At 65.8% G+C, this 23,695-nt stretch carries 21 protein-coding genes; 16 read left to right on the top strand and 5 right to left on the bottom strand.

What is annotated here, in order from left to right:
* Positions 1 to 489: 489 nt before the first annotated feature.
* The 4 genes from ACI1US_RS09275 to ACI1US_RS09260 are packed head-to-tail and all read right to left on the bottom strand — an operon-like array spanning position 490 to position 4,449.
* Positions 490 to 1,269, bottom strand: coding sequence for an ABC transporter ATP-binding protein (locus ACI1US_RS09275; protein ID WP_416549669.1), 780 nt, complete (start codon positions 1,267 to 1,269; stop codon positions 490 to 492).
* Complete coding sequence (locus tag ACI1US_RS09270) at positions 1,266 to 2,204, bottom strand: ABC transporter ATP-binding protein (RefSeq protein ID WP_416549668.1); 939 nt, start codon at positions 2,202 to 2,204, stop codon at positions 1,266 to 1,268. Before ACI1US_RS09270 ends, ACI1US_RS09275 begins: the two co-directional genes overlap by 4 nt.
* A complete protein-coding gene (locus tag ACI1US_RS09265; RefSeq protein ID WP_416549667.1) occupies positions 2,197 to 3,183 on the bottom strand; it encodes a branched-chain amino acid ABC transporter permease in 987 nt (328 codons plus the stop codon). The genes ACI1US_RS09270 and ACI1US_RS09265 overlap by 8 nt, the downstream gene beginning before the upstream one ends.
* Before the next feature lie 3 nt (positions 3,184 to 3,186).
* Positions 3,187 to 4,449 (bottom strand): branched-chain amino acid ABC transporter permease, encoded by a 1,263-nt coding sequence (locus ACI1US_RS09260; protein ID WP_461639897.1) that lies wholly within the window; start codon positions 4,447 to 4,449, stop codon positions 3,187 to 3,189.
* Positions 4,450 to 4,780: 331 nt separating this feature from the next.
* On the opposite strand from ACI1US_RS09260, the gene ftsY reads away from it, so the two are divergent.
* The 5 genes from ftsY (at position 4,781) to ACI1US_RS09235 (ending at position 10,844) form a co-directional block, all read left to right on the top strand.
* Complete coding sequence (gene ftsY / locus ACI1US_RS09255; RefSeq protein WP_416549665.1) at positions 4,781 to 5,659, top strand: signal recognition particle-docking protein FtsY; 879 nt, start codon at positions 4,781 to 4,783, stop codon at positions 5,657 to 5,659.
* 211 nt (positions 5,660 to 5,870) lie between these two features.
* Positions 5,871 to 6,719, top strand: a complete 849-nt coding sequence (locus ACI1US_RS09250; RefSeq protein ID WP_416549664.1) for a 3-hydroxyacyl-CoA dehydrogenase — start codon at positions 5,871 to 5,873, stop codon at positions 6,717 to 6,719.
* 218 nt (positions 6,720 to 6,937) lie between these two features.
* Positions 6,938 to 7,957, top strand: coding sequence for a hypothetical protein (locus ACI1US_RS09245; RefSeq protein WP_461639894.1), 1,020 nt, complete (start codon positions 6,938 to 6,940; stop codon positions 7,955 to 7,957).
* 184 nt (positions 7,958 to 8,141) lie between these two features.
* Positions 8,142 to 9,701, top strand: a complete 1,560-nt coding sequence (gene ffh / locus ACI1US_RS09240) for a signal recognition particle protein (protein WP_416549663.1) — start codon at positions 8,142 to 8,144, stop codon at positions 9,699 to 9,701.
* Between the two features lie 18 nt (positions 9,702 to 9,719).
* Positions 9,720 to 10,844, top strand: coding sequence for a hypothetical protein (locus ACI1US_RS09235; RefSeq protein WP_461639892.1), 1,125 nt, complete (start codon positions 9,720 to 9,722; stop codon positions 10,842 to 10,844).
* Between the two features lie 79 nt (positions 10,845 to 10,923).
* Here the strand turns inward: ACI1US_RS09235 and ACI1US_RS09230 are convergent, their stop codons facing one another.
* Positions 10,924 to 11,895, bottom strand: a complete 972-nt coding sequence (locus ACI1US_RS09230) for an aldose 1-epimerase family protein (protein ID WP_461639890.1) — start codon at positions 11,893 to 11,895, stop codon at positions 10,924 to 10,926.
* A gap of 170 nt (positions 11,896 to 12,065) precedes the next feature.
* Between ACI1US_RS09230 and ACI1US_RS09225 the strand changes: the two genes are divergently transcribed.
* From ACI1US_RS09225 to ACI1US_RS09175, 11 genes are all read left to right on the top strand, one after another.
* Positions 12,066 to 13,832 carry an ABC transporter substrate-binding protein gene (locus ACI1US_RS09225; protein ID WP_416549660.1) on the top strand — a complete coding sequence of 589 codons (1,767 nt, stop codon included), beginning with the start codon at positions 12,066 to 12,068 and terminating at the stop codon, positions 13,830 to 13,832.
* Positions 13,833 to 13,924: 92 nt separating this feature from the next.
* Positions 13,925 to 15,751 carry an ABC transporter ATP-binding protein gene (locus tag ACI1US_RS09220; RefSeq protein WP_416549659.1) on the top strand — a complete coding sequence of 609 codons (1,827 nt, stop codon included), beginning with the start codon at positions 13,925 to 13,927 and terminating at the stop codon, positions 15,749 to 15,751.
* Complete coding sequence (locus tag ACI1US_RS09215) at positions 15,748 to 16,713, top strand: ABC transporter permease (RefSeq protein WP_235590660.1); 966 nt, start codon at positions 15,748 to 15,750, stop codon at positions 16,711 to 16,713. The genes ACI1US_RS09220 and ACI1US_RS09215 overlap by 4 nt, the downstream gene beginning before the upstream one ends.
* On the top strand, positions 16,710 to 17,675 hold the full coding sequence (locus ACI1US_RS09210; protein WP_416549658.1) for an ABC transporter permease: 966 nt from the start codon (positions 16,710 to 16,712) through the stop codon (positions 17,673 to 17,675). Before ACI1US_RS09215 ends, ACI1US_RS09210 begins: the two co-directional genes overlap by 4 nt.
* On the top strand, positions 17,672 to 18,967 hold the full coding sequence (locus ACI1US_RS09205; protein ID WP_416549657.1) for an alpha/beta fold hydrolase: 1,296 nt from the start codon (positions 17,672 to 17,674) through the stop codon (positions 18,965 to 18,967). The genes ACI1US_RS09210 and ACI1US_RS09205 overlap by 4 nt, the downstream gene beginning before the upstream one ends.
* A gap of 36 nt (positions 18,968 to 19,003) precedes the next feature.
* Positions 19,004 to 20,512 (top strand): aminopeptidase P family protein, encoded by a 1,509-nt coding sequence (locus ACI1US_RS09200; RefSeq protein ID WP_416549656.1) that lies wholly within the window; start codon positions 19,004 to 19,006, stop codon positions 20,510 to 20,512.
* 171 nt (positions 20,513 to 20,683) lie between these two features.
* Positions 20,684 to 21,121, top strand: a complete 438-nt coding sequence (rpsP, locus tag ACI1US_RS09195; protein ID WP_416549655.1) for a 30S ribosomal protein S16 — start codon at positions 20,684 to 20,686, stop codon at positions 21,119 to 21,121.
* A gap of 17 nt (positions 21,122 to 21,138) precedes the next feature.
* Positions 21,139 to 21,387 carry an RNA-binding protein gene (locus tag ACI1US_RS09190; RefSeq protein ID WP_416549661.1) on the top strand — a complete coding sequence of 83 codons (249 nt, stop codon included), beginning with the start codon at positions 21,139 to 21,141 and terminating at the stop codon, positions 21,385 to 21,387.
* Complete coding sequence (gene rimM / locus ACI1US_RS09185; RefSeq protein ID WP_416549654.1) at positions 21,387 to 22,013, top strand: ribosome maturation factor RimM; 627 nt, start codon at positions 21,387 to 21,389, stop codon at positions 22,011 to 22,013. The genes ACI1US_RS09190 and rimM overlap by 1 nt, the downstream gene beginning before the upstream one ends.
* A complete protein-coding gene (gene trmD, locus ACI1US_RS09180) occupies positions 22,010 to 22,702 on the top strand; it encodes a tRNA (guanosine(37)-N1)-methyltransferase TrmD (protein WP_416549653.1) in 693 nt (230 codons plus the stop codon). The genes rimM and trmD overlap by 4 nt, the downstream gene beginning before the upstream one ends.
* Positions 22,703 to 22,711: 9 nt before the next feature.
* A partial coding sequence (locus ACI1US_RS09175) for a Mur ligase family protein (RefSeq protein WP_461639885.1) occupies positions 22,712 to 23,695 on the top strand: 984 nt, incomplete at its 3' end.

Here is a 23,695-nt window from a genome sequence, read left to right as displayed (position 1 = left end):
CTTTCATGACCGTAGTCAAACACGCACCACCGACATTCAAGCCCTCAAATGTGGCCCAAAACAGAATCTTTCGAAAAGAATTTTGGAATGAGTGGGAGCATGTACTTTGGGCGGTCTTCGGAGAGGGGGGCTTCGCCGGTGAGTGGTGCTGCAGTAGCAGTAGCAGTAGCAGCACTGAGCGGGAGGGCCTCGCTGTATTTGAGGGTCTATAGGTCATCGGCTAGGAGCGCTCGTGCAGGCTTTCGTGCTTGTGGCACCCGCCGGCGGGAAGCTGCCGTGGACGTGGGCGCACTCCAGAGGGACAGCTGCGCACACCGGAGGGCCAGCTCTGCGTGGCCCTGCGCGCTGCAGCCCCTAGTCATCTATTCCGCCCCGTGTTCGCCCTGTGCAAGGGGCGCTCAGGATTAATAGGGTCGGAGAGGAAAGGGGGTGCTCACTGCGCGATGCAGGGAGCACACCCTTTAAACCGGAGGCGGCTCGCGCCGAACGCTACACCTCTTCAGCGGTCTTGATCGCGCCGGTCTTTGCCTCCACGTCGGCCGCGAGCGTACCGAGGTACAGCTCGATCACCTTCGGGTCGTTCGCGAGTTCCCGGCCCGTGCCCTGGTGAGCGTTCCTGCCCTGGTCGAGCACGTAGGCGCGGTCGCAGATCTGCAGGCAGCGGCGCGCGTTCTGCTCAACCATGACGATCGTCACGCCGGTCTGGTTAATCTGCCGGGTGCGGATGAACGTCTCGTCCTGGCGGACGGGGGAGAGGCCCGCGCTCGGCTCGTCGAGCAGCAGCACGCTCGGCTCGGTCATGAGCGCCCGAGCCATCGCGACCGACTGTCGTTCGCCGCCCGACAGCGAGCCCGCAAGCTGCTTGCGCCGGTCGGCGAGCATTGGAAACAGGTCCCAGATTTCGTCAAGCCTTGCCGCGAACTTCTTCGGCTTCGTGAACATGCCCATCTGCATGTTCTCCTCGATGGAGAGCGCCTGGAACACGTTGTTGGTCTGCGGCACGAAGCCGACCCCCATGCGCACGAGCTGGTTGGTGCGGGCGCGCGTCACGTCTTCACCGTTCAGGGTGACCGACCCGTCGCGAATGTCGACGAGCCCGAACAGCGACTTCAAGAGTGTCGACTTGCCCGAGCCGTTAGGCCCGATGATGCCCACGAGCTCGCCCTTTCGCGCCTCTATGGAACAGCCGTTGAGGATGTTGATGCCGGGGAGGTACCCCGCATGCAGTTCGTTGGCGTGTAGAACCATTTCTGGCTGGTGCTCGCTCATCGGCTCTCCTCCCTCACCTGTTCTTCGATGGTTCGAATCATCTCCGTGTTGATCACGTCGTCGTCACCGAGATCGCGGTCGTGGTGCGCGCCGAGGTAGGCGTCGATCACGGCGGGGCTCGTCATCACGTCTTCGGGCAGCCCCTCGGCAATGATCTTGCCCTGCGCCATCACGATGACCCAGTCGGAGATGTGGCGCACCATGTGCATATCGTGCTCGACGAAGAGCACGGTGGTGCCCTCGTCGCGCAGCGTCTCGATGTGCTCAAGGAGGCTCTGGGTGAGCGCGGGGTTCACGCCCGCCATGGGCTCGTCGAGCATGATCATCGAGGGGTTCGACATGAGCGCGCGCGCCATCTCGAGCAGCTTCTTCTGCCCGCCAGACAGCCCGCCGGCCATGTCATCGCGCTTGGAGTCGAGCTTGAACCGCCTGAGCAGATCCTCCGCCCGCTCGATGTTCTCCCGCTCGCGTTTTGCCCAGAGCGGCTTCACGAGCCCGACAAAAAGGTTCTCGCCGGGCTGGTTCGCCGCACCGATGAGCATGTTCTCGAGCACCGTCATGCGCGTGAGCGCCTTCGTGAGCTGGAACGTGCGGATCATGCCTGAGCGCGCGACCTTCGTCGCGCTCGTGCGGGCAAAGGACTTGCCGTTGAACGACCAGCTCGCGCGGTCCCGCCCCGATGCCTGCGACGGGTGGTCGAAGCCGGTGAGCAGGTTGAAGAACGTGGTCTTGCCCGCGCCGTTCGGGCCGATGAGCGCGGTGATCGCACCGCGCTGCACCTCGAGGTGGTCAACGTCGACCGCGGTCATGCCACCGAAGCGTCGCACCACGCTATCCGCGGTGAGGATCGAGTCAGGCTTCGCGACCCCGGGCTGTTGCTCCAGGGTGGCAAGCTGCGCACGCAGTTCGGTGCGGTCGTAGGGGTAGTTAGTCATTGAAGGCCAACTCCTTCTTGTTGCCGAGTATGCCTTGCGGTCTGAATATCACGAGCAGCATGAGCATGAGTCCGATGAGGATCCAGGCGATGATCTCGGCCTGCTGCGCGTTCAAGATGCTCGCCGGCACGAACTCGGTCGCGAGGCTTGTGATGACGAGGCGAACGACGAAGAACAGGATCGACCCGAGCAGCGGCCCGAGAATCGTCGCTGCGCCGCCGAGGAGCAGGATCATCCAGATGTTGAATGTCGTAGCGCGCGACATGCCATCGGGGTTGATGGTCGCCGGAAGCGACATGATGATGCCGCCGAAGCCGCCCATCACACCGCCGATAATCAGCGCCTGCAGCTTGTACGAGAACGGGCTCTTGCCGAGGCTGCGAACCGCATCCTCGTCCTCGCGGATCCCTTTGAGTACGCGACCCCACGGGCTGCGAATCAGGAGCCAGGTGATGAGCAGGAAGAGCCCGACGAGGCCCCACGCGATGATGCGCGACCACCAGTCGTCCACGCCCGTGTTGAAGTAGTCGAGGCCGAGGAAGGTCGTTCGCCCCTCTGGGAGCGGCGAGAGCGCATTGAGCTGCTCGCGAAAGCGGGTGCTCTGGATCCCGCTCGGGCCGCCCGTGAGGTGACTGAGATTCGCGAGCCTCGCGGTCATGCGGAGGATCTCGGCTGCGCCGATCGTCACAATCGCAAGATAGTCGCCGCGCAGCTTCATCGTCGGGATCCCGAGGAGGACCGCAAACACGGCGGAGGCCGCCATCGAGATGAGCAGCGCCGGGAACAGCCCGACCCCGTTCATCACAGAGATCACGAACCCGTAGCCGCCGACGAGCATGAAGCCCGCCTGACCAATGTTCATGAGGCCGGTGAAGCCGAAGTGAATGTTCAGGCCAATCGCCGCGATAACGAACGCCGCGGTGACGGGAGAGAGCGCAGTCTGCAGCATTGCCTGCAGGAGTCCGGTCCAAAAGTCCATGGGTTATCCGATCCGTTCCTTGCGCCCGAAGAGTCCTTGCGGCCTCACCAGCAGCACCACGATAAGAATGAGGAGTGCGGCTGCGTGCTTAAGATCGCCCGGGAGCCAGATGTTCGCTAGCTCGATCACGAGGCCGATAATGAGCGCTCCGACAATCGCGCCGAAGGTCGTGCCGATACCACCGAGAATCACGGCCGCGAAGAGCAGCAGCAGGTAGTGCCAGCCCGTGTTCCAAGCAATGCCGTTGAGCACGAGGCCGAGCAGCACACCTGAGAGGCCCGCGAGGGCTACGCCGACTGTCCAGACCGAGCGGATCACCCGATCCACATCGATGCCGGAGGCCTCCGCGAGCGGTCGGTTGTCTGCGACGGCGCGGGTGGCGCGACCGAAGCGCGTGTACTTCATCACGAGCGCGACCGCGATGATCGCGACGAGCGCGATCCCCATCGCGACATACGACTGCACCGTGAGCGTCACGCCGAGCAGGGTGACGGTCTTCGGCGTCGACGGGTCGATGCGCAGGATGCTTGCTCCGAAGAAGAACTGGAAGACGTTCTGCAGCACGATCGACAGGCCGATCGACACGATCATCATCTGGGTGAGGCTCAGTCGCTTCTTCCGGAGCGGTTTCCATAGGACCGCGTCTTGGAACCAGCCAAAGGCCGCCATCACGACGACGACGAGCGCCCCGGAGATCCAAATGTTGCCTGTGAACTGCATGGCGAGGAACGCGAGGATTCCGCCCATGGAGATCATCTCTGCGTGCGCGAAGTTCGAAAGCCCCGTCGTGCCAAACACGAGCGAGAGACCGACCGCACCGAGCGCGAGGAGGAGGCCCATGCGCAAGCCCGAGGCGGCCTGCTGCCAAAACCTGGGCCAGGAGAAGCTCCCAGACGCGCTGGGCTTCGTCGCCGGCTTCGCCTCTTCGGCGGTGTCTCCGCCGTCAGCACCCGCACCGCCGTCAGCACCCGCACCGCCGGTGTCGGGTGTCGCCGCAGCGGCCGGATCGTCGGTGAGCGGGAAGAGCGCGCTCGCCGATTCGAAGAGCGCGACCGTGACGTCGCGCGTCGCGGTCGACTTGGCGAACTGGCCCTCTGGGAGGGTGTCGGTGTTGACCGTGACCGTGTACTCGCCGGCCTGAGCCACCGGGAAGACCCAGCGACCGTTCTCATCGGTTGTGGTCTGTTCCTTCGCTCCCTTGCCGGAGAGCGCGAGCTCGACATCGACGGCGGGATCTCCCGTGCTCGTCTTAATGATGCCCTGCACACAGCCGATTTTGGCGTCTGGGGTGCAGTCCGCCGCCTGGGCAGGGAAGGCTTGAAACGACAAGGCAAAGAAGCTCAGGATGAGAGCGAGCAGTGCGATGGCGGGGGCGCGCATGGGTATGCCGCTCCGTGTTTTTACGTGGTTCACTTGACCTCCATTGGCCCGCGCGTTGCCACCTGCGCGTGTGTTCAAGCGTCGTTGCTGTCTCATCAGAATATACAAGGCTGGCGGAGCCCCGCCGGACCAATCAGCGTGTCTCGCCACCTTCGTTGCCGATACGCAACATCTCGACCCGCGTTCTCCTCACGAACTTGTCGCTAGTCTTAGAGGCATGGCAGAAAAGGGTTGGTCGTTTGCTCGCGCGTTCCGGAACGTCTTTGGCGGTGCGTCCGAGACGATCACCGACGAGACCTGGGACGATATCGAGACTGCGCTGATCACCGCAGACTTTGGTCCCGAGATCGCGGACTCGATCCTCAGCGATGTGCGCGCCTCGGTCGAGCGCCACCGCATCAGCGAGGTTGCCGAGCTCAAGCGGATCCTCCGCGAAACCCTCGAAGAGCGGCTTGCCGCCTTCGACCCCACACTGAAGCTCACCGAGCGGCCTGCCGTGATCCTCGTCGTCGGCGTGAACGGTGTCGGCAAGACGACGACCATCGGCAAGCTCTCGAACTACCTCACCCGCTTCGACAAGAAGATCATTGTCGGCGCGGCAGATACCTTCCGTGCTGCGGCCGTCGAGCAGCTCGCGACCTGGGCTGAGCGCGCGGGTGTCGCGATCGTCAAGCCGCAGCAGCAGGGGCAGGATCCGGCATCAGTCGCCTTCCAGACCGTGCAGCGCGCCATCGACGAGTCGTTCGACGTCGCGATCATCGATACTGCGGGCCGGCTCCAGACCAAGGGCGGGCTCATGGATGAGCTCGGCAAGATCCGCCGCGTCATCGAGAAGCTCGCGCCCGTCTCCGAGGTGCTGCTCGTGCTTGACGCGACGACGGGGCAGAACGGGCTCGCGCAGGCGCAGGCCTTCATCGAGCACGCGGGAGTCACCGGGCTCGTGCTCACGAAGCTCGACGGATCGGCCAAGGGGGGCTTCGTGCTCGCGGTGCAGGAGCACACGAAGCTGCCGATCAAGCTTGTCGGGCAGGGCGAGGGGATCGGTGACCTCACCGGTTTCACCCCGCACGTGTTCGCCGCGCAGCTCATCGCGTAGGGATTCGGCGCGTGGGCCGCTGGTGAGACTGTGCGGCTGGTGACGGCGTCCCTGGTGACTATGCCGCTGGCGAAAGATGCGCGAACCCTCCGCGGAAAGTGCGCACCTTTGGTAACCTTATGAGTAAGGCCTGACGGCCGAGCCACGAAGCGCGACCGCCAGACCGGAACGCGCCCCGAACAGGGGAGCGACTTTCGAGAAAGGCAAAACCATGCAGCAGCTCACCGTGCTCGGCACCGGAGTCCTCGGGTCACAGATTATTTTCCAGTCCGCCTACGCGGGCAAGGATGTCGTTGCGTATGACATCAACGAGGAGATCCTCGCGAAGCTTCCCGAGCGCTGGGAATACCTGAAGGCCGCCTACCGGGCAGACATCGCCGATGCGACCGACGAGAAGCTCGACGCAGCTGTTGCCCGCATCCGCACCAGCGCCGACCTCGCCGACGCAGTCAAGGATGCAGACCTTATTATCGAGGCCGTCCCCGAGCGGCTCGACATCAAGCAGCAGACCTGGGAGGCCGTCGCCGCCGTTGCCCCCGAGAAGACCATCTTTGCGACGAACTCTTCGACGCTGCTCCCGAGCGACATCGCGCCGTTCACCGGCCGCCCCGAGAAGTTCCTCGCGCTGCACTTTGCGAACGAGGTCTGGAAGTTCAACGTCGGCGAGGTCATGGGCCACGCAGGAACCGACGCAGACGTCTTCGAGCAGGTCGCCACCTTCGCCGAGGAGATCGGGATGGTTCCGGTGCGGATCCACAAGGAGCAGCCCGGCTACGTGCTGAACTCGCTGCTCGTGCCGTTCCTCGGTGCGGCGGGCGCGCTGTTCGTGAAGGGCATCGCGACTCCCGAGGACATCGACAACACCTGGCGTATCTCGACGGGCGCTCCGACCGGCCCGTTCCAGATCTTCGACGTCGTCGGCATGATGACGCCGTACATGCTGAACAAGGACAGCGCTGACCCCGTGCAGCGCGAGTTCGCTGAGATCATCAAGCGCGACTACATCGACAAGGGCTACCTCGGGAAGGGCTCGGGCCGCGGCTTCTACTCGTACGAGTAGTCGCAGGCTCGGCACCACCCGGGACTCAGCGAGTGCTGGTCAGTTTGTGCCACCAGCGGGGGAGAATCTCGCGCTGTGTGGCACACACTGACCAGGGGTAGCCTGCCGCGCCAGGCTGCGACTCCCAGGCGTTGCGCACACGGGGGAGGGCTCGCGGTTGTTGCGAGGAACCCTGTGGAACATCTCCAACGGGCCGCGCGTGACCGCAAGATTGGGGCATGGAGCCTCGATATCGGAAGCAACTCGCCGAGCTCGGCCCGGTCTTCACCGCCGCCGAGGCCCGGGCGGCCGGCGTGCGCGCCGACCGGCTGTCGCGGGCAGGAGCCGCGCTTCGACTCGCGCGGGCGATCTACGTGGACCGTGAGTTCACGGCTCTGGGCACGCCACACCGCGGCGCGGCCATCGAGCAGGCCGCTGCGCCAGCTGGGAGTGACAGCGAGCATCCGGATCTGGCCTGGCGGCGTAGCCAAGTCGAACGGGCGCGACTGTTGAGCCGCAAATTGCCGGCCGGGGCTTTCTTCAGCCACCACACAGCCGCGGCGCTGTGGCGTCTCCCAGTTCCTGCCCGTGCGGGCGACGAGCTCGACCTCGGGATCTTCGGGGCGAGCCACAGCAGCAGGAGCGCGGCGTTTCGCTCTCACCGCTTTGAACTGGGAGCGGTTTCGGTCACCCGGGTGAACAACGTGCCTGTGACCGACCCCGCCAGCACCTGGCTCGCGCTCGCAATGCGGCTGCCCCGCAGGGACGCGATCGCGCTCGGCGACGCTGTGCTGCATGCGCCACGCTTTCCGGGAACCACCCGGCTCAAACGGCAACCCCTGGCCCGCATCGAAGAGATCCGGCGGCTGCTGGCCCGCCCTCGCCGCCCCGGGCGTCGCATCGTGGGGGAGCTTGCTGAACTCCTCTCGCCTCACGCTGCCTCAGTGCCGGAAACGCATCTGCGGCTGCAGCTTGCCGAGTGGGGGATGCCTGCTCCTGACCTTGATTTCGACGTCACTGACGATCACGGAACGCTGCTCGGCTGCAGCGAGCTCGCGTATGCGCGGTGGCGGCTCGCAATTGAGTACGAAGGCGACCACCACAGAACCGATGCGGTCCAGTCGAATCGTGACATCGAAAAGTATCGGGCATACGCGGCGAATGGGTGGGAAGTGCTGCGGGTGACGGCGCAGCTCTTGTATCGGGAACCCCAGAAGCTCCGCGCCCAGCTTGAGGAAGCCCTAGATCGCAGAGCCTAAGGCACTCACCCATCCACCCACCCCACCCACCCCACAACTGCTGGTCACTCCACGCCAGAATTCCGCGAAACGTCCTGCTGGATTGGCGCAAACTGACCAGGAGTGGCCGCGGGCGCGGACCCGATATCGCACGGCCGCGCGGCCGCCACCCTCAGCCGCCGCGGCGCGGTAGACTGTTCGCACTATGGCTACTTTCGGCACCCTCTCCTCGCGGCTTACCGACACCTTCAAGAACCTCCGTTCGAAGGGCAAACTCTCGGCGGCTGACGTTGACGGCACGGTTCGCGAGATTCGTCGCGCCCTGCTCGAGGCGGACGTCTCGCTCGACGTCGTTAAAGATTTCACCGGCAAGGTGCGCGAGCGCGCCCTCGGAGACGAGGTCAACCGCGCGCTGAACCCCGCGCAGCAGGTTGTGCAGATCGTCAACGAGGAGCTCGTCGAGGTGCTCGGCGGCGACCAGCGACGGCTGCAGTTTGCGAAGAACCCGCCGACAGTCATCATGCTCGCGGGTCTCCAGGGCGCGGGTAAGACGACGCTCGCCGGCAAGCTCGCTAAATGGCTGAAGGGACAGGGCCACACCCCGCTCCTGGTCGCGTGTGACCTCCAGCGGCCCAACGCAGTCACGCAGCTCAGCGTTGTCGCCGAGCAGGCTGGCGTCGCGATCTTCGCACCGGAGCCGGGCAACGGCGTTGGCGACCCGGTCAAGGTGGCCAAGAAGGGTGTTGCTGAGGCGAAGACCAAGCAGCACGACTTCGTCATCGTCGATACCGCGGGCCGCCTCGGCGTTGATGCCGAGATGATGAAGCAGGCAAGCGATATTCGCAAGGCCATCGACCCCGACGAGGTGCTCTTCGTCATCGACTCGCTGATCGGTCAGGACGCGGTCGCGACCGCGCAGGCCTTCCAGGAGGGTGTCGACTTCACGGGTGTCGTGCTGACCAAGCTTGACGGCGACCAGCGCGGTGGTGCCGCGCTGTCGATCCGTGGCGTGACCGGCCGGCCGATCCTCTTCGCCTCAACCGGCGAGGGTCTCGACGACTTCGAGCCGTTCCACCCAGACCGCATGGCGAGCCGTATCCTCGACCTCGGCGATATTCTCACCCTCATCGAGCAGGCACAGGGTGCCTTCGACGAGGAAGAGGCGAAGAAGGTCGCAGAGAAGATCGCGAAGGATGCGTTCACGCTCGACGACTTCCTCGGGCAGATGCAGCAGTTGCGTGGCCAGGGATCCATCAAGAAGATGATGGGCATGCTCCCGGGCATGGGCAAGATGAAGGATCAGCTCGAGAACTTCGACGAGCGTGAGATCGTGCGCACCGAGGCGATCATCCAGTCGATGACGATGGAAGAGCGGCAGAACCCGAAGATCCTCAACGGCTCGCGTCGCCTGCGCATCGCGAAGGGCTCTGGCATGACGGTGACCGACGTGAACTCCCTCGTGCAACGCTTCGAGCAGGCCGCGAAGATGATGAAGACCGTTGCGCGCGGCGGCATGCCACAGATTCCCGGTATGGGCCCGATGCCCGGCATGGGGGGCCACGGCGGCAAGAAGAAGCAGCAGCAGAAGGGCAAGGGCGCGAAGCGTTCCGGCAACCCGGCAAAGCGCGCCCAGCTTCCCGCTGAGCCGCCCGCGACGCAGGGCGGCTCAGGCTTCGGTCTCGGCAAGGGCGGGGGAGCAGCCGCTGCTCCGAGCCCTGAAGAGATGGAGAAGCTGCAGCAGATGCTCGGTGGCGGACTCCGCTAAGCCGCCGGAGGGCCGCGCATGAGCGGAAGAGCTCGCCGGGACGCTGCGACGGATCGCTTGGCGAGCCTGCGCGCGTCGTGGCCGGTTCGCGTGTCCTGGGCCGAGGTCCGTGCGGCACAGCCGACGGTGTTTCGCCAGGCGGCGCTCGGCGGGCTGCTGTGCGTCCCGGCGGCGCTGAGTACGCTGCTGTGGGTGGGGCTGACCTTCGAGTGGCCGCGCCCAGTGTCGCTGCCCGGGTGGATCGAATGGGCTCACGGCTTCCTCATCGCCGTTTTCCTCTTCACCTCGATTCTGCTCTGGATGTGGGGCCTGATCATGCTGTCGATGCCCGCCGACACCCGGCGCGGCCTCGCCTTCGAGCTGTTCGCAAAGCGCGAGGACATCGGCTACATGCGCATGGGGTATCCGCCTGCGCGGCTGGGCGTATTCTTCGCGGAGAAGCTTCCCGGGCCGCGTGACCCCGCCAAGCGGCGACCGCCCATCGGCGCGACGCCGCCTGCGTCACTGTTCCGGAGTAGTTTTGTGCTGTGGCGAGGGCGCGACGTGAGCGACCCCGACCTGGCGATTGGCATCGCGAGCTACACCGGCGGCAAGAGCGACCCTAGGGGGCCGCGGAACGGTTTCCGCTACCTGTCGCTTCGCTTGCCGCGAGCCCTGCCGCACCTCATAATCGACGCGCGCGGCAACGGCAGCCTGCGGACGCTCCTACCCGGCACGCAGCGGCTGTCGCTCGAGGGCGACTTCGACAGGTACTTCACGACCTACGTTCCGGAGGGCTACGAGCGAGACGCGCTCGAGCTGCTCACCCCCGACGTGATGGCCTGCCTCATCGACTACGGGAGCCGTTGGGATATCGAGGTCATCGATGACCGCCTGCAGCTTGCATCGTCGCGCGTGACTGCTCGCTCGGACGGCGCGGAGAGCGCCGCGCTCCTCTACTTCGCGGAGCTCGTCGGTGCGGAGCTCGTGCATCAGGCCGCAAGCTACTCGGATCCGCGCGCGGCACGGCCGCGCGCACAGATCGCTGCGCAGGGTCGGCGGCTGCGTGGCCGCTCGACCGCGTGGACGACGGCGGCGTTCGTCGCCGTCATCGGCGGAATGCTTGCCTTCCCGCACGTGCTCGGCTGGCTGCTCGACCGCTAGGCCGCGCAGGTACTCGGCCGGCTGCGAGGCCGACTGCTCAGCGGGCGCTGCTCGACCGCTAGGTCGCGCAGGACCGATGCTAGGGCTCGAGCTGCGCGAGTGGTGGCTCGATCGGGGCGATCGTCCAGGCCGCCGAGGCCTCGGCGCCCGGGGCGAGGACGAGGAGGTCCTCGCCAGACTGGAACGCCGCGGGTGGGCAGGTCATCGGCTCGACTGCGAGGCCCAGGCGGTTGAGCTGCCGGTTCGGCTGATCGGCGGTGTGGATCTGCACCCAGGGGCAGCGTTCGTCGAAGCGGAGCTCGGCGCCGTGGCCCGTGCGATCGGTGACCCGCACGCGGGCGTAGCCGCCGGCGTCGCGGCCGAGGCGCGTGAACGCGTGGTCGATCTGGGCCATGCCGATGGGGCGGGATTCGCGGAAGTCGAAACGTGCGGCGTCGTGCTCGACCGGGGCGGTGCCTCTCGGGGACAGTCGGTCGTCGGTCAGCAGCACGGTTTCGGCCGGGAGCTCGAGTGTCCAGGTGTCGAGTTCGCCGTGGGGTGCGACGAGGTACGGGTGCGGTGCGGTGCCGAAGGGGGCCTGCTCTGTCGAGAGGTTGCGCGCGGTGACTGTCTGGGTAAGGCCGTCTCCGGTGAGGCGGTACTCGGTTGTCACCGCGACGCGCCAGGGGTACCCGGGCTGCGGCACGATTTCGGTCGAGAGCGAGACAGAGCTCTGCGAGTGTACGAGCACGGTCCAGTCGAGCCAGCTCACGAGGCCGTGTAGGGCATGACCGCGCCCTGGCTCGGTGAGGGGGAGCTGCTGCTCTCCGCTGAAGAGGTAGCTGCCGTCGGGAATGCGGTTCGGCCACGGAGCGAGCGTGGCGCCGCGGAAGGCCGGCCTGATCTCGTCGACGGAGAACGGGAGCACGATGTCGCGGCCGTAGGCGCGGTAGCTAGCGAGTGAGGCCCCGACGGTCACGATGCGCGCTTCAGCGTCACCATGGGTAATCGTGAGTTCGTGGCCGGACGGGGAGTGGACCGGGTCGCCGTTGGCGGTCGTGCTGCTGTGCATACGTTCCAGCGTAGCCGCGTTGGGGGAGCTCGGCCTGAGACCTCGACACTCCCGGGAGACAACGTGTAGAGTGCGATGGTTGACATGTACTATGGTACTCGTGATGTGATCTGCATCCGTGACGCCCGACGGGCGTGACGCAGCCTACTCAGCGATTCAAAGGTGACTCTATGGCTCGGAAGAAGATTCTCTCAAGCGTTGCGCTCGGCGCAGCCGCAATGCTCGTGCTCAGCGGGTGTGCAACCGGCGGTTCCGGTGGGGGTGGCGAAGCAGGCGGCGAACCGCAGTCGGGCGGCACGCTCAAGGTACTCGCCAACGGTGACGTGGATCGACTCGATCCCCAGCTCACGGCATATGTGCCGGTGAACAGCGTCGTGCGCTCGCTCTCGCGCTCGATCCTCAGCTACGAAACCTCGAACGATGTCGACGAACGCATCGCGCTCACCGGCGATATCGCTGAGGAGGTTCCCACCGCGAGCGAAGACGGTCTCACCTACGAGATCAAGATTCGTGACGGTGTCACGTGGGATGCGCCAGACGGTGCCCGCCCGATCGTCGCTGGCGACGTGGCTCGTGGCATCGAGCGCATCTGCAACCCCCACATCGGGGCCGCACTCGGTGGCTACTTCATCAGCCTGATCGACGGCATGTCCGAGTACTGCGAGGGCTTCGCGAAGGTGCCCGCAGAGGCCGCAGCGATGAAGGAGTACGTCGAGTCCAACGACATCAAGGGCATCGCGACACCCGACGACCAGACCGTCGTGTTCACGCTCGTCGAGCCCGCCTCCGACTTCACCTCGATGCTCAGCCTTCCGACCGCCAACCCCGCGCCCATCGAGGTGCTGGAATACCTGCCGGATTCGCCTGAGTACCGCTCAAACTTCGTCTCCTCGGGGCCCTACAAGGTGGCTTCGTACACGCCCGACGTCAAGTGGGAGTTCGTACGCAACGAGTCGTGGAAGGCAGATAGCGACCCACTGCGCAAGGCGAACGTCGACAAGATCCAGATGACGATGGGCGTCGAGGGCGACGCGGCGATGCAGCAGCTGCAGGCCGGCTCGGCCGACATGCTCTTCGACCTCAGCCCGAGCCCGGCAAACATCCAGCAGCTCCAGGCGGCGAACGATAAGAAGTTCACCACCATGGAGAACGGTGGCATCGACCAGTTCATGTGGTTCAACACGGCCACGACCAACAACGACAGCGCGCTCCAGAAGCTCGAGGTGCGCCAGGCAATTCAGTACGCAATCGACAAGCAGGCCGTTGTGCAGGTCATGGGCGGCGAGGACATTGCGTCGGTCACCAATGGAATCTTCGGCCCCGGAATCAACGGGTACGAAGAGTTCAGCCTGTACGGCGACAAGAGCGGTAAGGCTGACCCCGAGAAGGCGAAGGAGCTGCTCAAGGCAGCTGGCGTCGAGAACCTCACCCTGAAGTTCCCGTACCGCAACGTTGGCACCCAGCCAGACATTGCGCAGACGATCCAGTCGAGCCTTGAGGCGGCTGGCATCACCGTCGAGCTCTTCCCGGTTCCGCCGACCGACTACTACGCGAACTTTATGACGAACCGCGAGAACGCTTCCACCGGTGAGTGGGACGTTGCGCTCGTCGGCTGGTCGCCCGACTGGGTTGGCGGCGCAGCGCGCTCCGTCTTCCAGCCGCAGTTCACCTTCGACGGCACCCCGCAGTCGTACAACTACGTCGACTTCAACAACGACAAGGCAAACGAGCTTGCTGACCAGGCGCTCGCTGCTGCGACGCCAGAGGAGGCAGGCAAGCTCTGGCACGAGGTCGACAAGACCGTCATGGAAGACTCGCCGATCGTGAGCATTGTTTCGCGCAAGAAGGCGAACTACCACTCTGACCGTGTGCAGGACTTCGCGATCTACGCGCTCGCCCAGAACGGAGACTGGACGAACGTCTGGCTCAAGCAGTAACGCCGGTGCGTGAGCCGTGCGGCGGTGGAACACCATTCGCCGCCGCACGGTTCGCCGCCTCATCACGCACACCACCAAACCTTGGAGTACGAGTGGCAATACTCGATGTTCGGAATCTCGTCGTAGACATTCCGACAGAAGATGGCGCGGTTCACGCCGTGCAAGACGTTTCATTTTCGGTGAACGAAGGCGAGTTCTTCGGCATCGTCGGAGAGTCCGGATCGGGCAAGTCTGTGCTTGTGCAGTCGATCATGGGCCTCATCCCGCAGGCAAAGCGCTCCGGCCAGGTCATGTTCCAGGGGGAAGACCTGCTCACGCTGTCTGCGGAGGGCCTGCGCAAGAAGCGCGGTGCCGAGATCAGCATGATTTTTCAGGATCCCCTCTCGAGCCTGCACCCGCAGTACACCGTCGGATGGCAGATCGTTGAACAGATCCGTGCCCACGAGAAGGTCACGAAAGAGGCCGCGAAGGCCCGCGCGATCGAGCTGCTCGAGAAGGTCAGGATCCCTGACCCCGCAGCGCGCTTCGACGCCTACCCGCACCAGTTCTCCGGTGGCATGCGCCAGCGCGTGATGATCGCCATGAGTCTCTCGCTCAACCCCGCGCTCATCATCGCCGATGAGCCGACCACCGCCCTTGACTCCACAGTCCAGGCCCAGATCCTCGACCTCCTCGCCGAGATGCGCGAGGACTTCGGCGCGACCGTGCTCATGATCAGCCACGACCTCGGCATCCTGTCGCGCGTCGCCGATCGCGTCATGGTGATGTACGGCGGGCGCAAGCTCGAGGTTGGCACGAGCGAAAACGTGCTCGGCAACCCCGCGCACCCCTACACGGCTGGCCTGCTGCGTTCCTCCTCCTTTAACCGTGCTCCGGGCACCCCGCTGATCCCGATCGGGGGCCGCCCGCCGAGCCTGCTCAACCCGCCCACCGGCTGCGTCTTCCGAGACCGCTGCGTGAACGCGATGGACATCTGCGGCGAGGCGCCGCCCCTGCAGCAGTTCGATGACGGCACCGAGTCGCTGTGCTGGCTTGAGACGCCTCCGACCGAACCTGAGGCCCCCGAGATGCCGGCCGCCGAGATCGAGGTCTCGAGCGACGACAGCATCGTCACCGTCGAACACCTCACGGTGTCGTTCCCGCAGCGCAGGGGCGAGCCCCGCACGGTTCTCGACGACATCTCGCTGACCGTGCGCCGCGGCGAGACCCTCGGCCTCGTGGGGGAGAGCGGTTGCGGCAAGACGACGCTCGCCCGCACCATCGCAGGCCTGATCCCGCCGAGCTCCGGCAAGATCAGCTTCGACGGCGCAGACATCGGAAACCTCTCTGATGCCGAGTGGCGGCAGATGCGCCGCAAGGTGCAGGTGGTGTTCCAGGATCCGTTTGGTTCGCTGAACCCGAAGCGCCGCGTGGGCTCGATCATCGGCGACCCGTTCCGTATTCACAAGGTCGCAAGGGGTGACGATCGGCTCGCCCGCGTGCAGGAGCTCATGGAGATCGTGGGCCTGAACCCGGAGCACTACAACCGGTTCCCGTCGCAGTTCTCGGGCGGGCAGCGCCAGCGTATCGGCATCGCCCGCGCGATCGCGTTGAACCCTGAGCTTGTGATTCTTGATGAGCCGGTGTCGGCGCTGGATGTGTCGATTCAGGCGCAGGTGCTCAACCTGCTTGATGAGCTGCAGCGTGAGCTCGGCCTCACTTACCTGTTTATCTCGCATGATCTTGCGGTGGTGCGGCACGTGTGCGATCGGATCGCGGTGATGGACGGCGGCAAGATTATTGAGCTTGGCGACGCGGAGACTGTCTATGGCGATCCGCAGCAGGCGTTCACGAAGAAGCTGCTCTCGGCAGCCGCCCCCGAGATCCCGCGCGTCGAGCGCGAACGCGTACTCGTTTCAGCAACTGGAGGGGCACTGTGAATAAGGTTTTCTCCAAAGACACGAAGCTCATTATCACTCCCGGATACGCGGCCCAGAAGGCTGCCGATATCCAGGCGAAGAGCTCGGTGCAGCTCACGATGGCGCGGCTGCTCCGCGACCCTGCGAGCGTGATCTCGGCGGTCGTCATTCTCGGCATCGTGCTGTTCGCGATCTGCGCTCCGCTCATCGCGCAGTGGACCGGCCACGGCCCCACCGAGCAGTTCCGCGAGACTGGCCTGTCGGCCTCCGGCATCCCAGTCGGGCCGAACGCGGAGTTCTTGCTCGGCACCGACCAGCTCGGCCGCGACGTATTCGTGCGCCTCGCGTACGGCGCTCGCGTCTCGCTGCTCGTCGGCGTCGCAGCCTCGCTCATCGCCTCGGCAATTGGCGTCATCATCGGCGCGACCGCTGGCTTCTTCGGCGGATGGGTCGACACGCTGCTCAGCCGCATCATCGACCTCGTGATGAGCGTGCCCTTCCTGCTCGTCGCAATCGCGCTCGTTGCGGTGCTCGGGCCGAGTCTTGGCCTGTCAATCATCGTCATCGTGTTCTTCAGCTGGGCCGGGCTCGCACGCGTCATCCGCGGACAGGTGCTCGCGATCCGTGAACGCGAGTACATCGAGGCCGCGCGTTCCCTCGGGGAATCGCGCTTCTCCATGATGTTCCGCGACGTGCTCCCGAACCTTGTCGTGCCGATCATCGTCTACACAACACTCGGTATTCCCGCAGCGGTGGTCTTCGAAGCGACGCTCTCGTTCCTCGGCTTGGGCATCGTGCCGCCGACGCCGAGCTGGGGCAACATGCTCGCTGACGCAGCCAACGGCTCCATGTACATGGTTGCGCCGTGGATGGTGCTTGTGCCAGGCCTCGCCCTCCTTGCCCTCACACTCGCGTTTAACCTGCTCGGCGATGGGCTGCGCGACGCACTCGATCCGACCTCCTCGAAGGGGAACAAAGCATGATCCGCTATGTCCTTTCTCGCGTCGGCTTCGGCGCGCTCGTACTCTTCCTGCTCAGCATCTTCGTGTTCATCCTCTTCTACGTCTCGCCCACCGACCCCGCGCGCGTCATCGCGGGCGACAAGGCGACGGAAGCGCTGATGGAGCAGATTCGCCTGAATCTCGGGCTCGATAAGCCCATGATCCAGCAGTACTTCATGTTCCTCGGGAACCTCCTGCAGGGCGACCTCGGTTTCTCCTACCGGTCGAATCTGCCGGTGTGGGATCTGCTCTCGAGCCGCATTCCCGTCACGATGTCGCTCGTGTTCGGCGCCGTGATCGTGTGGCTCGCCATCGGAATTCCCATCGGAGTCTCGTCGGCCAAGCACCCGGGCACGCTGCGAGACCGCATCGGTCAGGGCTTTGCGATTGTCGGCATCAGCTTCCCGACCTTCGTGCTCGGCATGATCGCGCTGTACACCCTGTACTTCTTGCCTACCAAGATGGGCGTCACGCTGTTCCCGCCCTCGGGCTACGTGCCGTTCACTGAGAACCCGGGCCAGTGGGCCTGGCACCTCGCGCTCCCGTGGCTCACGCTCGCGCTGGTGACCGCGGCCGTGTATGCGCGCCTGACGCGCGGCCAGATGCTTGACGTGCTCGGCCAGGACTACATTCGCACTGCCCGGGCCAAGGGCCTCACTGAGCGCCGGGTCACCTACACCCACGCGTTCCGCAGCGCGATGCCGCCGCTGGTCACCCAGCTGGGAATTGACATCGGTATGCTCCTCGGAGGCGTGATTGTGATCGAGCAGGTGTTCGGGCTTCCCGGAGTTGGCTCGCTTGCGGTGACGAGCGTCGCGATGCAGGATCGCCCCGTGGTCATCGCCATCGTGCTCCTCGGCGGCCTCTTCGTCGTGCTGTCGAACCTGATCGTCGATACCCTGTACGCGCTGCTTGATTCGAGAGTAAGGACTGCCCGAAAATGACCGACTGGTACCCCATCGGAACCCGCCTTGTTGCCCGCGACCTGTGGGTAACCGTGCCACTCGACTGGAACGAGCCCGCGGGGGAGACCATCCGCGTGTTCGCGCGCGAGGTCACCGAGGTGACGAAGCGTGACGCCGACCTCCCGCTGCTCGTCTTCCTGCAGGGCGGCCCCGGCGGGAAGTCGCCCAGGCCGCTTGAAGCTGACGGCTGGCTCGGTGACGCGGTCACCCGCTTCCGGGTGATCCTGCCGGATCAGCGCGGCACCGGCCGCTCGACGCCGCTGAGCGCACGCAGCTTCGAAGGCCTCGACGCCGCCGCGGGTGCGAAGTTGCTCGCGCAGCACCGCCAGGACTCGATCGTGCGCGACTTCGAGGCGCTGCGCGAGGAACACTTCTCGGGCCGCCAGTGGTGGACCCTCGGCCAGAGCTACGGCGGCTTCCTCACGCTGCAGTATCTCTCGCACTTCCCCGAGTCGGTTGTCGCCTCGGCGATCACGGGCGGGCTGCCGAGCATCGATCCCGACCCCGCGGTCGTCTACTCACGCACCTTCCCGCGGATCGCCGAGAAGAACCGGCAGTTCCGCGCGCGCCACCCGCACCTCGTCGAGCGCATCTCACGCGTCGCCGACATGCTCGAGCGCGAGGACGTCCGGTTGCCCGGCGGCGACCGGCTCACCGTGCGCCGGCTGCAGACCCTCGGCTTCGACTTCGGTATGCAGCCCGGCTTCGACCGCGTGCACTGGATCTTCGACGAGGCTTTCGCCGACGAAGCCGAGACTGAACTCTCGGCCACGTTCCTCGCGACGGTGGAGGCCGAGACCGGTTTCGCGACGAACCCGCTGTTCATCGCGCTGCAAGAAGCGATCTACGGGCCCGGCCCGAGCAGCTGGGCCGCGCAGGCCGAGCGCGAGCGCCACCCCGAGTTCGCCGAGTCAGCGCGCCCGCTGAACTTCACGGGCGAAACCGTGTTCCCGTGGATGTTCGAGGAGATCGGTGCGCTCACCGGAATCCAGGCAGCAGTGAACCACCTCGCCGCGAACCCGCAGCCGATCGAGACCTACGATCACGAGCAGCTCGCGCGCAACGAGGTGCCGGTCGAGGCCGCCGTGTACTTCGACGACATGTACGTCGACGCGCAGCTCTCGCTTGACACCGCTTCGCGGGTGCAGGGCGTCCACGCCTGGGTTACCAACGAGTACGAGCACGATGGCCTGCGGCTCGGTAACGTCGCCCCGCGGCTCTTTGACGCTCTCGAGGTGCGCCTCGGCGGCAGCCCGAGCGCCCGCAACTAATTCCACACATTACGACCTCGAAAGGGTTACAGAGACATGACGCATCACCACGACGGCCCCACGCTGAACGGCCTCGGGAGCACCGTGAACGTAGTCGATTGGGAGTCGGGCATGCCGAACTCGCGAGCGACGCGCCGCGACCCCCGCATGCCGCTCATCAGCGAGTCCAAGGGGTTCACCTCGTGGATGGCCGACGGGTGGGGCGAGGCCTCGCGCGAGCTGAAGGTCGAGCCGGGGGCCGCGCAGGCAGCGGCGGATCATCGCGCCCGGCTCTCCGCCGAGCTACCAGGCGCCACCCTGGTAGTGACCGCCGGACGCTCGCAGCTGCGCGCGAACGACACCTATTTCGAGTTCCGCGCCGACAGCGACTTCCTGTGGGCCGTCGGCCACGGGGTAGAGGACGCCGTCCTCGTCATGCGCCCGGTGTCTGGCGGACACGACGCGACGCTCTACATCACCCCGCCGGCGCGCCCAGGAAGCCGCGGCTTCTACGCCGACGCGAACCACGGTGAGCTCTGGGTCGGGCCCATCGCCGGTGTGGAAGAGGTATCCGCGGGGCTGGGCCTCACCGTCCGCCCGATCACCGAGCTCGCGGAGGCCGGCGTTCCCGACGACGCGCTGATCGCCGGTGCGGCCGTCGTCGCACGCGGGGCAGGGGCCGCGCTCGAGGGTCGGGCCCGTTCGGCTCGCCTCGCAACGGTGCTCTCCGAGCTCCGCCAGATCAAGGACGCGTGGGAGATCGCGCAGCTGCGTGGCGCAAACCTCGCCACGATCGACGGCTTCGCCGAGGTGCGCCGCGAGATCCCCCGCGCGATCTCGGGCGGCGGCGAGCGGTGGCTCCAGGGCACCTTCGACCGGCACGCGCGCACTGCCGGCCAGGCTCCCGGCTACGCAACCATCGTTGGATCGGGCGGGAACGCCCCGATCCTCCACTGGACCCGCACCGACGGCGACATCCACCCCGACGAGCTGCTGCTGCTCGATATGGGCGTCGAGATGCGCTCGGGCTACACGGCCGACGTCACCCGCACGCTGCCCGCGAGCGGCACCTTCACCGACGCCCAGCGCATGGTGCACGACCTCGTCGAGAAGTCGCACCGTGCGGGTCTCGCGGCGGTGCAGCCGGGCAAGCTCTGGGCTGACTTCCACGCGGCCTGCATGGAGGTGCTCGCCGACGGGCTCAACGACTGGGGCATGCTCCCCGTTTCGGTCGACGAGGCGCTCTCGGCGGACGGCCAGCACCACCGCCGCTACATCGTGTGCGGTGTCGGGCACCACCTCGGCCTCGACGTGCACGACTGCGATTCGTCGCGCTACGAGACCTACCTCGGCGGCACCGTGCAGACCGGCATGGCCCTCACGGTCGAGCCGGGCCTCTACTTCCACTCGTGGGACGAAACCGTACCGCCCGAGCTCCGCGGCATCGGTGTGCGCATCGAGGACGACCTTGTCGTCACCGAGACCGGCCACGAGGTCATTTCTGACGCGCTTCCGATCGATGCGGCCGGAATTGAGGCGTGGATGCGTGAGGTTCAGGGGCAGTAAACGGGAGGGTGTTATTTAAAAGCCCTGATCCCATCAAGAATTGCAATTTAGTCGATGCTGTGGCAAACTTGGCTAGTTCGCATTTTTGCGTGCCAGGCTTCCGCGCTTTCGGTCATCACGACCTGAACATTTCGCGGCGTCACATGTAACACAACCTGAAGGAGCCATCTCATGGCAGTCAAGATTCGCCTCAAGCGCCTCGGCAAGATCCGCGCACCGTTCTACCGCATCGTCGTTGCTGACTCGCGCACCAAGCGCGACGGCCGCGTCATCGAGGAGATCGGCAAGTACCACCCGACCGAGAACCCCTCGTTCATCGAGGTTGACTCGGAGCGCGCACAGTACTGGCTCAGCGTCGGCGCACAGCCGACCGAGCAGGTCGCTGCACTCCTGAAGCTCACCGGCGACTGGGGCAAGTTCTCCGGCGAGGGCCCCACCGAGTCGCGCGTGCTTGCACCCGAGGCCAAGGAGGTCTTCGAGGCTGACAGCAAGAAGAAGTCGGTCGTTCGCCCCAAGGCTGAGAAGCCCGCAGAGGCTCCGGCCGAAGAGGCTGCAGCTGAGACCGAGGCGCCGGCTGAAGAGGCCGCTGCTGAGACCACCGAGGCCTAAGACTCTTGGCTGAAATGGTGCTCGCTGATGCGCTTGAGCATCTCGTCAAGGGGGTCGTCGACCACCCTGACGAGGTGCGCATCAACCAGCGCGCGGGCAACCGCGGCGAGACCCTCGAGATTCGCGTGCATCCAGAAGACCTCGGGCGGGTGATCGGCCGCAGCGGCCGCACCGCCCAGGCGCTTCGCACCGTGATCCAGGCACTCGCAACGGGCGACCGCGTGCGCGTCGACATCGTTGACACTGACGCACCTGAGGCCGGCTGATGGCTGACGCTCCCAAGCGTGCGCAAGCTCCCCGTCCCGCTAGCGGGGCGGGGAGCTTGCGCGTTGGGCGCTTGACCAAGCCGCACGGCCTCAAGGGCGGCGTGAAGCTCGAGATGTTTACGGACAATCCCGACCTCCGCTTCGTGCCCGGTGCCTCCTTCCACCTGCAGGTGCCCGAGGACTCGCCGTGGTTCGGCAAGATCATCGAGCTGCGCGAACTCAAGTGGTTCAACGGCATGCCCGTCGGGTTCTTTGTCGAGGTGCCCGACCGCACCGCGGCCGAGAGCATCGTGCGCGCGATCCTCTGGATCGACGAGCAGGCGGTCGCCGCGGGCTCCGAAGAGAACGCCTGGTACGACCACGAGCTCGTTGGGCTCGACGTCGTGCAGCCACTCGAAGACGGCACGACCGAGAAGCTGGGAACGGTTGCAGAAGTGCAGCACTTCCCGGCACAGGATCTGCTCTCCGTGCAGACCCCTGGCGGCATCGTGCTCGTTCCCTTTGTTGAGGCGATTGTGCCGAGCGTTGACCTCGAGGCTGGCATCGTCACGATGACTCCGCCAGCGGGGCTCTTCGGCGAGGGCGCGATCGAAGACGGCACGCAGAACCCGGGATCCGGCGCGTGAGAATCGACGTCGTCACGATCTTCCCCGGCTACTTCGACGCGCTCGAACTGTCGCTCATGGGGAAGGCTCGCGACAAGGGTCTCATCGACCTCAACGTGCACGACCTGCGCGAATCCGCGCATGACAAGCACCGCACGGTCGACGACACGCCCACAGGCGGCGGCGCCGGCATGGTCATGAAGCCGGAGCCGTGGGGGCAGGTCCTCGACGGCATCCTGGAGGGGGAGGAAGCGAGCGATCCGCTCATCATCTTCCCCTCGCCGGCCGGCGACGTGTTTACGCAGGCAATGGCGCGAGAACTCGCCCACGAGGAGCACCTGGTGTTTGGCTGCGGCCGATACGAGGGCATCGATCAGCGCGTCTTCGACGAGTACGCTGAGCGCGGTCGCGTGCGCCTCGTGAGCATCGGTGACTACGTGCTCAACGGGGGAGAGGTGGCCTCGATCGCAATGATCGAGGCGATCGGGCGCCTGCTGCCCGGCGTCGTCGGTAACCCGGACAGCCTGGTTGAGGAGTCGCACGAGTCCGGCCTACTCGAGTACCCGAGCTACACCAAGCCCGCCGAGTGGCGTGGCAGGCGTGTCCCCGATGTGCTGCTCTCCGGAAACCACGCGGTGATTGAGAAGTGGCGGCACGAGCAGAGCGTCGAACGGACGCGGCGCGTGAGGCCAGACCTCCTGGGCGAGTAATCTTGATCCATGCGTGATTTTTTCTCGGCGTCGATCGGCAAGACGGTGCGCGCGGTGGCGAGGCTTCGGGGCGGCGGATCCGCGCTGCCCGGCCTCGTCGTCGAGCGCCTCGACCCCGGCTTCATGGGCCGCGGCCTCGACCGTCTGCCGCTCGGCGTCATCGCCGTGAGCGGCACCAACGGTAAGACGACCACCACCAAGATGATCGTCGAGATGCTCGAGGCCCAGGGCCTGAAGGTCTTCACGAACCGCACCGGATCGAACTTCTCCCGCGGCGTCGTCGCAGCGATGGTCGAAGAGGGCTCCATCGGCGGCAAACTCGACGCCGATGTCGCCGTGCTCGAACTCGACGAGGCGCACGCAATGTTCTTCATCGAGCGGGTGAAGCCGCGCTTCACGCTGCTGCTCAACGTGCTGCGGGATCAGCTCGACCGCTTCGGCGAGATCGACACCACCGCGCGATACCTGCAGCGCATCGCCGACGCGACGACTGACGTGCTCGTGGCAAACCGCGAGGATCGCCTGATCGCCGAGATCGGCGAGCGCACCCGCGAGCGCGCCAGCTCGGGCAGCGGCCCTGAAGTGCGCGAGTTCGGGCTCACCCAGGCGCTGCTGAGCACGTTCCCCGGCGACGACGACTTCCACGCTGAGGCTGCTGCGGATGCTCCCGCGGATTCCGCCGATGCGCGCGCGGCCGCCGATGTGACGCTGTTGGAGCTCGGCAAGAACGCGGCGACGTTCCTCATTGATGGGGAGTCCCACTCCACGCCGCTCCAGCTTGAGGGCCTGTACAACACCTACAACGCCGCTGCCGCCCTGGTAACTGTGCGCGCCGTGCTTGAGCGCGCCGCAGCCGCGGGCCTCGTGACGCCCGCCTCCACCACCGAGGTGCTCGAATCGCTGTCGACAGTGCGCCCGGCGTTTGGGCGCGGCGAGAAGCTCGAACTCGACGGCCAACCGCTCGAGCTCGTGCTCGTGAAGAACCCCGCGGGC

Origin of the sequence: Leucobacter sp. BZR 635 (genome assembly GCF_048061935.2) — a bacterium.
Taxonomy (GTDB): Bacteria; Actinomycetota; Actinomycetes; order Actinomycetales; family Microbacteriaceae; genus Leucobacter.
Note: the sequence above shows the minus strand (reverse complement) of the source record. Positions and strands in the feature narration are given on the sequence as shown.